Raw genomic sequence first — 12,362 nt, 5'->3', positions numbered from 1 at the left:
TTTTTAATAATGTAACCGTTGACAATGTTTGGAAACCGGTTTACTATATGTGCATAGAAACCGGTTAACTAATTGGAAGGAAGCGATATTATGACGAATGAAAGACTAGTGTTTAATTTCTTAGTTTTTGCTGATCGAGTGGCAAATGGTGAGTTGCAAGCTGATTTATTACAAGAGATAGCTGATTTAGGATTTACACAGGTTGAGATCAGAAGAGAGTACTTCAAAAATATCGAAGAAGAGCTGCCTGTTATTGAATCAGAAGCAAAACGTTTGAGCATGCAATTGTTTTACAGCGTTCCTGATGAAGTGTATATCAGTGGTGAAATCAATCCTAAGTTAGAACAATATTTAGTTGAAGCAAAACGAATGGGTGTCAAACACATTAAATGGAATATCGGTGATTTTAAAGGGGAGCTTCATGGCAATCAATTGAAAACGCTTCTTGAACAAGGCGTAGAAATTTCAATCGAAAATGACCAGACGCAAATATCTGGCACAGTCAATGCTATTGCTACCTATATGAAAGCAGTGAAGCAGGCTGGAATAGATATTGGTTATGTTTATGATCTCGGCAACTGGCGTTTTGTCGGAGAGGATGAAGTTGAGGCTGCTGAATTGTTGAAGGACTATGTGCATTACATCCACGTGAAGGATGTTAGGTATGAAGACGAAAGTCCGCAGGCTGCTGGATTGGATCATGGAGAGATCGATTGGCGCAAAGTTTTACAGATTTTGCCGCAAGATCTACCTGTTGCGATTGAATATCCGACAACGACAAATGCTGAAATTTTAGAAGCGAAAGAATTATTGGAAGGTGAAAAATAATGACCGAACAACAAACAAAAATTGATCCGGAAAAATTTGCTTATCATTTTATGGAAACGATTCATCGGCCTGAAATCGATAAGGAGGACATGGAGGGCGCCGCAAAGGAAGCGCTGGCGGCCTATCTAACTGGTTATTATTTGATTCAAAAATTTAATCATTTGGAGAATGACTTTTTCGTTGAAGACCATGCCAAACCAATTTCAAAATATCAACGTATTTTAAGCGAGCTAAATAAATATTAGGAGGTGAACAAGCATGGGTAGCGCAATCACAGGAATATTATTGGCTGTAACCTTTATCATTTTTGTTCTTTATGCTATGAAGGGCGGGAACTTAACAGTCGGCTTCTTCGTAATGGCAATCTTATGGACGATCATTGGAATGGTTCCATTTAATACAGCCGTGAAGGAAATATTTACTGAGCCGGTTTTAAATTATGGAAAAACGGCTTCATATATCATCTTTGGATCTTGGTTCGGGCGAGTGTTAGTGGATACCGGGATTGCCGGAAGCATCAGTCGCCGAACAGAAAAAGTCGGGAAGAAAAGTCCGGTTTTAGCAACGATTTTAATCGCTCTTGTAATCGCTTTAATTTTTACTAGTTCGTATGGTGTTGGTTCTGCCATCGCTGTCGGGGTAATTCTTTTCCCCATTATGTTCTCGATCGGAGTACCCAAAAATATTGCCGTTTCTATTTTTACCATCGCGATTGGTGCGGCGATGTATGTCAATAATGTGCTGTTTGTTCAATTTCAAGTGTTCTTCCCTAAAGTAGAGTGGGGACCACACTACCAGCGTTTTGGTTTTGTTGCAATGGGTGTCCAAATGGTCATTTTGATTCTTTTCATCTTGTTTAACGCGAAGAAGATTCGCAATGGCAAACCTGAAATTATTGAGAGTGATATGGAAGCAGAAGTTGTTGAGGTTCCAATTTGGACTTATGTATTGCCAGTTTTACCGGTAGCACTGAGTATTTTTGCCAAATGGGACGCCGTACCTGCTCTTTTATTATCAACAATAATCGCTTTTGCTGCGACAGGCAACATGAAGCGTTACAGCAAGTTCGTCACGATGATGAATGAAACCGCTAAACATGCAATTAGTGATATTGCTGGATTGTTGATTATGCTGTTTGTTTTGACAATGTTCCAATCAGCTGCGGTTCACGCTATGTCAGGCTTTACCAGTGTTTTCCAAGCCATCATTCCCAATAGCAAACTTGTCTTGATTATTATTGTTGCCATTATTGCGCCGCTATCATATTTCCGCGGACCTTTGATGCTCTACGGTGCAGGTGCTGCGACTGCGGCGATCTTGGTAGGAACAGGAATGTTCGATCAGTACTTCTTATATGGTTTGTTAGTAGTTCCTTCTATGATGGGTGTCTCAGCATGTATTACTCAGTCATGGAATTTGTGGTCAGTACAATATGCTGGCTTAGATACAAAAACATTCCTATTAACGGGAATGCCATGGGCTTGGGCTGCTACCGTTTTGAATTTAATTGCTGCATATATCTTACTTTAATAGAAAAGAGGAAATGAACATGAGTGAATTTTTAACTATCGGAGAACCTATTGCATTATTTGGATCAGAGGAGGTCGACAAGTCTTTAAAGGATGCCTGCCATTTTCAAAAATTTCTGGCTGGAGCGGAAGTCAATGTAGCTGTTGGTGTCTCACGATTAGGTCATAGCAGTGAATACATTACGCAAGTCGGAAAAGATCCTTTTGGTGAATTTATTATTGATCGTTTGCATGAGAACAAAATCGGAACAGATTATATTTCAGAGACTGCTGATTTTTGGACTGCCTTTCAATTAAAGGATCGTGTCAGTAAAGGTGACCCTAGTATTTTCTATTTCCGCAAAGGTTCGGCAGCGGCACATTTTGATCAGTCTGTTTTAGATAAAATTGATTTTTCAGAGGTAAAAATGGCACATCTGTCTGGAATCTTTCCAGCGATTTCGCCAGAAGCACAAAAAGCTTTTCGTTACTTGATCAGTTTATTGGAAAGAAATCATATTCGGACGACGTTTGATCCGAACTTGCGTCCACAGCTTTGGGCTAGTCAGGAAGAAATGGTGGAGACCATCAATGACTTAGCCACATATGCTGAAATTGTGTTGCCCGGAATCAACGAAGGAGAAATTTTAATGGGCAGTCGTGATCCAGAAGCGATCGCCGACTTCTATTTGAACAATGGCGAAGCAACTAAAACAGTGATCGTAAAACTGGGAACTGAAGGGGCCTTCGTAAAACAAAAAGACGGCTCGAGCTATACTGTTCCCGGCTTTAAAGTTGCTGAAGTCGTGGATACTGTCGGTGCCGGAGATGGATTTGCGGTAGGATTGATCACTGCTTTAATAGAAGGAAAAGCATTAAAGGAAGCTGTTATTCGTGCAAATGCGATCGGTGCGATGGCGGTCCAATCCCCTGGCGATAATGACGGCTATCCGACGCCGCGAGAATTAGAAGAATTTTTACAAAAACAGGAAGTGGAAGCATGAGATTACAAACAGCAATTGACCGTGTTTCGTTAGAGGATGCAGTTGCTCTGGCTAAGCAATTAGACGGCAAGACGGATATTTTAGAAATGGGCACCTCCTTAGTCAAGGATTATGGCAACGTAGCAATCGAAAAGTTGAGAGAGGTTTTACCTCAGACTCGTTTATTAGTCGATAGTAAAACCATTGACGAAGGTGCTTATGAATTCAACCAAGCGTTTCGTCACGGCGGCGACATCGTTACTGTGATGGGAGCAGCATCCGTGGATACTTTGCACGCTTGCTACGATGTGGCACAAAAAGAAAACAAAACGATGATGATTGATTTACTAGAAGTTTCGGCCGAAAAAATCGAGCGCATCAAAGATTTTCCAGAAGCGATTTACGCACTGCATCATTCAGTTGACCGCAAGGACCATTTCGATGCAGCGGCAAGTGTTGAAGCGTTTCGTCAAAGATACCCTGAAATCAAACGACTAGCAATTGCTGGCGGGATCGATTTGGAGCAGGCACAGATTTTGGCAGTACAAGGAATTATTGAAGTTGTCATCGTAGGATCAAAAATTGCAAAAGCAGATGATCCGTTAAAAGCAGTAAATGAATTTATGGGAGCTGTTCACAAATGAAAACAATCAAAACGATTATGCAGGAAATCAATCAAGTCATGGAATTAGTCGATGAAAAGGAATTGGACCAAGCCTTGCCGCTATTTAAGAAAGAGAAACGAATCTTTGTGATCGGTGCAGGTCGCAGCGGATTTCAGGCGAAAGGGTTTGCGATGCGTCTGATGCATATCGGCTATACGGATTATGTAATGGGAGAAACGATTACACCATCCATTCAAAAGGGAGACACCTGGGTCGCTATTTCTGGTTCAGGTACGACAAAGGGGATCGTAGCTGATACGGAAGCCGCGAAAAAAATGGGACTCGATATCATTGCTTTGACCAGTGATAAAGATTCACCATTAGCTAAATTAGCGGATAAAGTAATCGTTGTCCCGGGAGCGACTAAGACGGGTGCCGGAATAAAATCCGTTCAGCTTCTATCCAGTCTTTTCGATCAAACGGTGCACATCACATTGGATGCTTTAACCTTAAAACTTGCACAACGTGATCAAACTTCAAATGAAGATGCCCTTCATGAACATGTGAATGTGGAATAGGTGGGTTCAATGAAAAAAGTTGATGTTCTTACGCGTTTAGAAAAAGCAGGTGTAGTAGCTGTTGTTAGAGAAGCTTCTGGTGAACGTGCATTTAAAGCCGCAAAAGCCGTTGTCAAAGGCGGGATCAAAGGAATTGAAGTGACTTTTTCTGTGCCAAATGCTGATCAGATTATTGTAAAGTTGAAGGAACAATACGGGAGTGATTCAACCATCGCAATCGGAGCAGGGACAGTATTGGACTCCGTTACAGCTCGACTAGCCATAATGGCAGGAGCAGATTTTATCGTTAGCCCCTGTTTCGATCAAACGACTGCTGAACTTTGTAATTTATATCAAGTTCCCTATATGCCGGGATGTATGACGATCACGGAAATGCAGCTGGCAATGAAAAGCGGGGCAGATGTCGTGAAGCTTTTTCCTGCTAATAATTTTTCTCCCCAAATAATCAAAGCAGCGAAAGCACCACTGCCGCAGGTAAATATTATGCCGACAGGCGGAATTAATTTAGATAATCTAACCGAATGGAAACAAGCTGGAGCGATCATGGTTGGTATCGGCGGAAACTTATTCAAAGGTGTAGCAGTGGAAGATTATGAGTTGGTCACGAAAACTGCGAAAGAATATGTTGAAGCCTGGCAAGGCAATTGATTAGTTAAGAATAAAGAGAGCAGAAACTAGATTCTATTATTTAGAATGTGGTTTCTGCTCTCTTTAATTTTGGTCAGTCGATTTGGATAACCTTTACACCGGTATTTCTGATTTCATTCAAAACTTGCTGTGAACAAAATTGGTCAGTGATCAGATAGTCAAAAACAGAAATATCGGCAATTTTGAATTTTGAGGTCAAACCAATTTTTCGATGATCGGCAACTAGAATTTTACATTTGATCGTTTTATTGATCATCATTTCGTTAATCGTAGACTCATTTAAGATTTTGGTTGTGACACCATTTTCGACACTGACTCCGCTGCAGCCGATCACACAAACATCTGCATTCATAGAAGAGATCGTATTTAAGGCAATATCACCAACTAAGGCTTCCTTTGGAAAACGCATTTCTCCGCCAGTCAGGATATAACTGCAATTATCCTTGTGAGGTGAGTAATTGACCTTTACATTGTTTGTAACGACCGTTAGATGATTCGAGTGGATAAAATCTAGTGTTTTTAATGCCGTCGAGCTGGAATTAATGAACAAAGTATCATAGTCACTAATATATTTACTAGCTTCTCTAGCGATCGCCTGCTTAATTCTTTCTGGTCCAGATTGATCGAAGTTAGTCTTATTGTCGTAATTATAGGAGCAGTAACCGTAATTACGAATAATATCGTTTTTTTCTTCCAGTAAATTCAAATCTCTTCGAATCGTACTAATCGACACGCCTAAAGCTTCTGCCAGTTCAAGCGCGGTCATTTGTTCTGTTTGCTGCAGTAATTCCAAAATGTCCTTTTGCCGTTTGTCAATATTGACGAGCGAGTTTTTCATGTTAGACCCTCCTATATGACACTAAGTTCAAATAAATGATTTTCTTTCTAGGATGTTCGTTTAAAATTCTTTATTTGACTATATTATACTAAGAAAATCATTAAAATAGACTAGAAAGTCATATAAAAAGTAGAAAGTCATATAAAAGGGTTTTCATAACATCAGATACGCTTTAAGATTTAATTGTAAGTCATATCAAATTCATGTGAGGAGCAATTATAATGAGTAAACACGTTAACGAAGTATCGAAGGAAAGCTGGGTGTTGGATACATTTCCTGAATGGGGCACCTACTTAAATGAAGAAATCGAATCAGAAGATGTTCAAGAAGGCACCTTTGCCATGTGGTGGCTAGGTTGTACCGGTATTTGGTTAAAAAGTCATGAAGGAACGAATATCTTATGTGATTTATGGTGCGGAACAGGCAAACGCAGTCATGGAGATGGTACGATGAAAAAAGGGCATCAAATGATGCGGATGAGCGGCGTACAAAAAATGCAGCCGAATTTACGAACTCAACCCTTCGTGATCGATCCTTTTGAAGTAAAAAATGTCGATGCGCTAGTAGTCACCCACATTCACTCGGATCATTTAGATATCAATACTGCGGCGGCCGTTCATCAAAATTGTCCTGAGGCTAAATTTGTCGGACCAAAAGAAGTCGTCAACACTTGGTTGAATTGGGGTATTCCGGAAGAAAAAACAATTATCGTCAAACCAGGCGATGAGGTCAAAATCAAAGACATCAATGTGGTGGCACTAGAAGCTTTCGATCGGACAGCTTTAGTAACCTGTGAAGATCCAGAAGTAACGTTAAAAGGAAAATTGCCTCAAGACATGAATCAAATCGCAGTAAACTATTTATTTGAAACATCTGGCGGCAATCTTTATCATGCAGGCGATTCACATTATTCAAACATGTTTGCTAAACACGGTAACGAACATAAAATCGACGTTTGTTTAGGAGCCTATGGCGAAAATCCACGAGGAATCACGGATAAAGTGACATCAGTCGATATGCTGCGAATGGCTGAATCATTGAACGCGAAGGTAGTGATCCCTGTTCATTATGACATCTGGGCGAATTTCATGGCAGATCCAAAGGAAATCACTGAGATTTGGAATTTCAAAAAAGACCGCTTGAAGTATGAGTTTAAACCTTATATCTGGCAAGTAGGCGGAAAATTCACCTATCCAACAAACAAGGATGATCTTGAATTTAATTTCTATCGTGGTTTTGAAGATGCCTTTTCAGTAGAAAACGACACCCCATTCCCATCATTCCTATAAAGAAAGGAGCAACAGCATGCTTAAATATTTTTTTGACAATGATCTGATTAACTATTCAGACAAAGAGATCACGGATTGGCGAGAGGCGATTGCGGAAAGCTGCCAATTATTAATGGATAAAAAATTCATCGACCAAAACTATGTAGATGAAATCATTCGATGTGTGGAAGAACACGGTCCTTATATTGTGATTGTTCCAGAAGTGGCGATGCCGCATTCATCAGAAGATAGTGAGGGTGTTTTTGGAACAGCTATCTCATTTACGAAAATGAAGCAGCCGATTCAATTTGAAAGTGAGGATGAAGAAAAATCTGCGGTATTATTCTTCACTTTAGCGGCGAAAAATGCCGAAGAACACATGGAAAATATTCAAAATTTGTCTGAATTATTGATGACGGAAGGATTAATCGAACGTCTCGTTGCTACGAAATCAATTGAAGATTATCAAACTGTGATGCAGGAGTTTAACTTATAGGAGGAAAAGTAATGGGTGACTTTTTGTTAAGTATTTGGACATATTTTGCGACGAACATTTTGACGCAACCAGCATACCTAATTGGATTTATTGTACTGCTAGGCTACATTTTATTGAAAAGACCGCTTTATGAATGTGTCGCGGGATTTTTAAAGGCAACTGTCGGTTACTTTATTTTGTCTGTAGGTTCTGGAGGATTAGTTAATAATTTCCGTCCGATTTTAGTGGGATTAAAGGAACGCTTTAATTTGAATGCTATGGTAACTGACCCTTATTTTGGACAAAATGCAGTGGATGCCGGGTTGATGGAAACCTTTGGTCGGACATTTGGGGATGTCATGATTTTGCTATTGATCGCTTTTGTTATGAATATTTTATTGGTTCGTTTCCAAAAATACACAAAATTACGTTCGGTTTTCACCACGGGTAATGTACAAATTCAACAATCGGCTACGGCCTTTTGGATCTTGTTATTCTGTTTCCCTGATTTAGGCAGAATCCAGGTATTGATTTTTATGGGATTGATTCTTGGCTGTTACTGGGCAGTTGCTTCTAACTTAACAGTAGGAATTACACAAGAATTGACAGAGGGGGCAGGTTTTGCGGTAGCTCACCAACAAATGTTTGGGATCTTTATCTTCGCGAAGTTAGCGGAATGGATGAAAAAACGTGATGAGAAGAAAAATAAATCTGAGAAGATGGATAAAAAGCTGGAGGATATGGAATTACCAGGTTTCTTGTCGATCTTCAATGAAAACATGGTTGCTACTTCTTTATTGATGCTCTTCTTCTTTGGAATCATCTTATTGGTTTTAGGTCAGGATTATTTGATTCAAGCAGAATTCATGCAGGAAGGTCAAAGTTTCCTATTTTACATTATGACCACCTCGTTGAACTTTGCTGTATATCTAGCTATTTTACAATTAGGTGTTCGGACCTTCGTTGATGAGTTGACCCAGTCTTTCCAAGGGATCTCAAATACAATTTTACCAGGTGCGGTACCAGGGATCGATGTGGCTGCTACTTTTGGTTTTGGATCACCCAATGCTGTAACAGTCGGTTTCTTGTTTGGGGCTTTGGGTCAGTTCTTAATGATCGGCTTATTGATTCTACTAAAATCACCGACGATCGTAATTGCTGGTTTCATTCCGTTGTTCTTTGACAATGCGGTTATCGCTGTTTTTGCTAACAATCGCGGCGGCTTTAAGGCGGCTTGTCTCTTCCCGTTTCTTTCAGGACTTATTCAGGTTGGCGGCTCCGCGTTATTCGCAACTTGGATTGGTATGTCAAAATATGGCGGATACATTGGGATGTTTGACTGGGCAACTGCTTGGCCGGTATTTACAGTTATTATGAAAGTCTTAGGTTATGTCGGAATTGCTGTCGTTGTTATCGGACTTTTGATTATTCCGCAATTGCAATATCGGAAAAATCCAGATGGATACTTTATGATCGTTGATGACTATGAACAGTATGCAGAGAAATATCAGGAACAAAATTAAAAAAATAGTTTTAGGAATTTTAAGGAGGAAATAATAATGAGAATTTTAGTATCTTGCGCGAATGGATCAGGTACCAGCTTAATGATGATGAGAAGTGTTGAGAAAGCGATGAAGGAATTAAGTGTGCCAATCACAAAAATTCATCATTGCGCGATCTCTGAAGGGAAAAGTTCGGCGACTCAATATGATGTGGTCTTTACGCCAGTTAACTTCTTAAATATGTTTACCCAAGCTGAGAAAAAGGGCGTAACTGTTATCGGAATCAAAAATGTTATGTCCGCTAAAGAAATCGGCGAGAAATTCGCAGAATCAGAATTGTATCAAAAAACTAAGTAAAAGAGGAATTCAAGATGAGTAGACCGAACTTACAAATTGCATTAGACCACAATGATTTAGAGTCTGCATTAGCCGATGTTTTTAAGGTAGGCGCTATCGTTGATATTATTGAAGTGGGAACGATCCTGTGTTTGCAGGAAGGGCAAAAGGCAATCCGCTGTATTCGCGGGATGTATCCTGAGAAAAAATTAGTCGCGGATACGAAATGTGCCGATGCCGGCGGAACCGTTGCGAAAAATGTGGCGGATGCTGGAGCCGATTTTATGACGGTCATTTGCTGCGCGACACTTCCAACGATGGAAGCAGCAAAAAAAGAAGTGGAAGAATTACAGGTCGAGCTTTACGGCGATTGGACGTATGAACAGGCTGCGGCTTGGCGGAAGATCGGAATCAAACAAGCCATTTATCATCAAAGCCGCGATGCGCTATTATCTGGTGAAACTTGGGGCGAAAAAGATCTCTCAAAAGTTAAAAAGTTGATTGAAATGGGCTTTAATGTTTCGGTGACTGGCGGCTTGGATGTCGATACGTTGAAATTATTTGCCGGGATCGATGTTTACACCTTTATTACAGGTCGCGGAATTACAGCAGCGGATGATCCAGTCAAAGCTGCGCAAAATTTCAAAGATGAGATTATTCGTATTTGGGGGCAGTAGCATGGCTCAAATCGGAATTTACGAAAAAGCATTACCTAAAGATATTTCATGGAAAGAACGATTTTCGCTAGTAAAGGAAATGGGCTTTGATTTTATTGAAATGTCGATTGATGAGACGGATGAACGGTTAGCTCGTTTGGATTGGTCTGAAGCAAAGATCGCTGCGTTGAGAGATGATATGTTTGACACTGGTGTGCGGATCAACTCTATTTGTTTAAGCGGTCATCGACGGTTTCCTTTTGGCTCTGCTGATCCGGAAAAACAAAAAGCGGCGAAAGAAATCATGGGAAAAGCGATTCAATTGGCACACAAATTAAGTATCAAAGTGATCCAAGTCGCCGGCTATGATGTGTATTATGAAGAAAAATCAATGAATTCCAGAGAGGACTTTATCGAAGGCATGAAGGAAAGCGTGAAGGAAGCATCGAAATATGGCGTGATTCTTTCCATTGAAATTATGGATGATCCCTTCATGAATTCCATTTCAAAATTTCTAGAGATCAAAGAACAAATTCATTCACCTTATCTTCAAGTCTATCCAGACTTAGGGAATTTATCTGCTTGGCCGGAAAATGATCCAGCTAGGGAGTTAGAAAAAGGCATCGACTGCATCACTTCGATCCATTTAAAGGATACGTATCCTGTGACAGAAGAATCTAGCGGACAATTTAGAGATGTGCCTTTTGGAAAAGGCTGTGTTGATTTTCTAGGACTCTTGAGGAATCTAAAGCGCTTAGATTATGATGGGACTTTTTTGATTGAAATGTGGAGCGAAAAGAGTCAAGATTTCCAATCAGAGATTCAGCAGGCAAAAAATTATCTATATTCAAAATTAGAGGAGGCAGGCTACGATGTCGCGTGAAGAAATCATTGCAGCAATGAAACAACGAGTCTTTGAAGCAAATTTAGAACTGCCTCAATATGGTTTAGTCAAACTGACCTGGGGCAATGTTAGCGAGATCAATCGTGATCTGGGTGTTATCGTAATCAAGCCCAGCGGTGTGAATTATGAAACGATGCAGGCAGACCAAATGGTCGTAACAGATTTGACTGGAAAAGTATTAGCTGAAGACAGTCTGAACCCTTCATCCGATTTGTCGACTCATGTCGTTTTATACCAAGCATTTGAACAAGTGAATGCCATTGTGCACACCCATTCAACAAATTCGGTGATGTGGGCACAGGCAGGACGTGATCTGCCAGCTTATGGAACGACTCATGCGGATGCTTTTTATGGGAAAATTCCCTGTACGCGTCAATTGACTGAAGCAGAGGTCATGGAGGCGTATGAAATTAATACGGGACATGTGATTGTTGAGACCTTCAAGGAAAGATCGTTAAAGGCAAATGAAGTTCCGGGAGTATTAGTTTATGGTCACGGGCCTTTTACTTGGGGGGATTCACCAATGAAGGCAGTGGAAAATAGTCTGATTTTAGATGAAATTTGTCTGATGGCAAAGGAAAATGAACAAATCAATCCCGACATCTGTGAGATTCCGCAGTATTTATTGGATAAACACTATTATCGTAAACACGGTGAGCATGCTTATTATGGACAAGGCTAAAAATTGTCCAGTTTCAATAATTTGATTTCTATAAAATAGACTATAAGAAATAGGAAAAGATTATTTAAGTGGTAAACCCCTGTTCGCCATTGACAAGTTAAAACTTCTCTGCTATTTTATTAGCAATCGATGAAACGCGATGAAAAAGAAAGTAGAGTAAGTATCTTTGCTAAAGAGAGTTCCCGTTTGGTGAGAGGGAGTGCAGATGAGTTACTTGAAAATGGCTTTTGAGCGGATTTCCCGAATGTTTAAGGAAATACGGATGCCCCCGTTAACAAGGCACGGTCTCCAAAAAAATTTTTTTGGGTACTGATTGAGGTAGAATCTGTGAGGATTTTACGATTAAAGGTGGTAACGCATGTCTAATGCCCTTAGCAATTTATTTTGCTGAGGGCATTTTTTGTGTCTGCTTTTAATATATGGGATGACGATCCCAATGAAAGGTCCAAACAGAGTATCTCAAAGAACAATTGGAAGGTGGAAGATTTATGGCAGGATTTTTAGTGGTACAAACGGATTTTGGATTACAGGATGGTGCGGTCAATGCGATG

Annotated in this window: 15 protein-coding genes and 1 other annotated feature; of the genes, 14 read left to right on the top strand and 1 reads right to left on the bottom strand. The window is 40.1% G+C overall.

The genetic code is table 11. From position 1 onward, the window contains the following. Nucleotides 1–90: 90 nt before the first annotated feature. Genes A5875_RS06215 through A5875_RS06185 form a run of 7 tightly spaced genes read left to right on the top strand, consistent with a single transcriptional unit; the run spans nucleotide 91 to nucleotide 5,150 of the window. Nucleotides 91–828, top strand: a complete 738-nt coding sequence (locus A5875_RS06215; RefSeq protein ID WP_088932800.1) for a sugar phosphate isomerase/epimerase family protein — start codon at nucleotides 91–93, stop codon at nucleotides 826–828. Further along, nucleotides 828–1,073 carry a hypothetical protein gene (locus A5875_RS06210; protein ID WP_088932799.1) on the top strand — a complete coding sequence of 82 codons (246 nt, stop codon included), beginning with the start codon at nucleotides 828–830 and terminating at the stop codon, nucleotides 1,071–1,073. The genes A5875_RS06215 and A5875_RS06210 overlap by 1 nt, the downstream gene beginning before the upstream one ends. Before the next feature lie 13 nt (nucleotides 1,074–1,086). Beyond that, nucleotides 1,087–2,358 (top strand): gluconate:proton symporter, encoded by a 1,272-nt coding sequence (locus A5875_RS06205; RefSeq protein ID WP_088932798.1) that lies wholly within the window; start codon nucleotides 1,087–1,089, stop codon nucleotides 2,356–2,358. Nucleotides 2,359–2,377: 19 nt separating this feature from the next. Next, nucleotides 2,378–3,340 (top strand): sugar kinase, encoded by a 963-nt coding sequence (locus A5875_RS06200; RefSeq protein ID WP_088932797.1) that lies wholly within the window; start codon nucleotides 2,378–2,380, stop codon nucleotides 3,338–3,340. After that, complete coding sequence (locus tag A5875_RS06195) at nucleotides 3,337–3,963, top strand: orotidine 5'-phosphate decarboxylase / HUMPS family protein (protein ID WP_088932796.1); 627 nt, start codon at nucleotides 3,337–3,339, stop codon at nucleotides 3,961–3,963. Before A5875_RS06200 ends, A5875_RS06195 begins: the two co-directional genes overlap by 4 nt. Then, nucleotides 3,960–4,502, top strand: coding sequence for a 6-phospho-3-hexuloisomerase (gene hxlB, locus A5875_RS06190; protein ID WP_088932795.1), 543 nt, complete (start codon nucleotides 3,960–3,962; stop codon nucleotides 4,500–4,502). Before A5875_RS06195 ends, hxlB begins: the two co-directional genes overlap by 4 nt. A gap of 9 nt (nucleotides 4,503–4,511) precedes the next feature. Next, nucleotides 4,512–5,150, top strand: a complete 639-nt coding sequence (locus A5875_RS06185; protein ID WP_088932794.1) for a bifunctional 2-keto-4-hydroxyglutarate aldolase/2-keto-3-deoxy-6-phosphogluconate aldolase — start codon at nucleotides 4,512–4,514, stop codon at nucleotides 5,148–5,150. Nucleotides 5,151–5,223: 73 nt separating this feature from the next. Here A5875_RS06185 and A5875_RS06180 read toward each other — a convergent pair whose 3' ends face one another. Further along, complete coding sequence (locus A5875_RS06180; protein WP_088932793.1) at nucleotides 5,224–5,988, bottom strand: DeoR/GlpR family DNA-binding transcription regulator; 765 nt, start codon at nucleotides 5,986–5,988, stop codon at nucleotides 5,224–5,226. Between the two features lie 221 nt (nucleotides 5,989–6,209). Here A5875_RS06180 and ulaG point away from each other — a divergent pair, with 221 nt between their 5' ends. Genes ulaG through araD form a run of 7 tightly spaced genes read left to right on the top strand, consistent with a single transcriptional unit; the run spans nucleotide 6,210 to nucleotide 11,811 of the window. Then, complete coding sequence (gene ulaG, locus A5875_RS06175) at nucleotides 6,210–7,277, top strand: L-ascorbate 6-phosphate lactonase (RefSeq protein WP_088932792.1); 1,068 nt, start codon at nucleotides 6,210–6,212, stop codon at nucleotides 7,275–7,277. Between the two features lie 16 nt (nucleotides 7,278–7,293). Beyond that, entirely contained in the window at nucleotides 7,294–7,752 is a 459-nt protein-coding gene (locus tag A5875_RS06170; RefSeq protein WP_088932791.1) for a PTS sugar transporter subunit IIA, read from the top strand. Nucleotides 7,753–7,763: 11 nt separating this feature from the next. Beyond that, complete coding sequence (locus tag A5875_RS06165; protein WP_088932790.1) at nucleotides 7,764–9,254, top strand: PTS ascorbate transporter subunit IIC; 1,491 nt, start codon at nucleotides 7,764–7,766, stop codon at nucleotides 9,252–9,254. 36 nt (nucleotides 9,255–9,290) lie between these two features. Beyond that, nucleotides 9,291–9,590, top strand: coding sequence for a PTS sugar transporter subunit IIB (locus A5875_RS06160; protein ID WP_088932789.1), 300 nt, complete (start codon nucleotides 9,291–9,293; stop codon nucleotides 9,588–9,590). A gap of 14 nt (nucleotides 9,591–9,604) precedes the next feature. Next, the gene (locus A5875_RS06155) at nucleotides 9,605–10,246 is read left to right on the top strand and encodes a 3-keto-L-gulonate-6-phosphate decarboxylase UlaD (protein ID WP_088932788.1); all 642 of its coding nucleotides are present in this window, start codon (nucleotides 9,605–9,607) and stop codon (nucleotides 10,244–10,246) included. A 1-nt stretch (nucleotide 10,247) separates the two neighbouring features. Beyond that, nucleotides 10,248–11,108 carry an L-ribulose-5-phosphate 3-epimerase gene (locus A5875_RS06150; RefSeq protein WP_088932787.1) on the top strand — a complete coding sequence of 287 codons (861 nt, stop codon included), beginning with the start codon at nucleotides 10,248–10,250 and terminating at the stop codon, nucleotides 11,106–11,108. After that, nucleotides 11,098–11,811, top strand: a complete 714-nt coding sequence (gene araD / locus A5875_RS06145; protein WP_088932786.1) for an L-ribulose-5-phosphate 4-epimerase AraD — start codon at nucleotides 11,098–11,100, stop codon at nucleotides 11,809–11,811. Before A5875_RS06150 ends, araD begins: the two co-directional genes overlap by 11 nt. Nucleotides 11,812–11,941: 130 nt before the next feature. Beyond that, nucleotides 11,942–12,187: a binding site (T-box leader), on the top strand. The last annotated feature ends 175 nt before the right edge of the window (nucleotides 12,188–12,362 follow it).

The sequence above is a fragment of the Enterococcus sp. 3H8_DIV0648 genome (assembly GCF_002140655.1).
Lineage (GTDB): Bacteria > Bacillota > Bacilli > Lactobacillales > Enterococcaceae > Enterococcus_A > Enterococcus_A hulanensis.
Note: the sequence above shows the minus strand (reverse complement) of the source record. Positions and strands in the feature narration are given on the sequence as shown.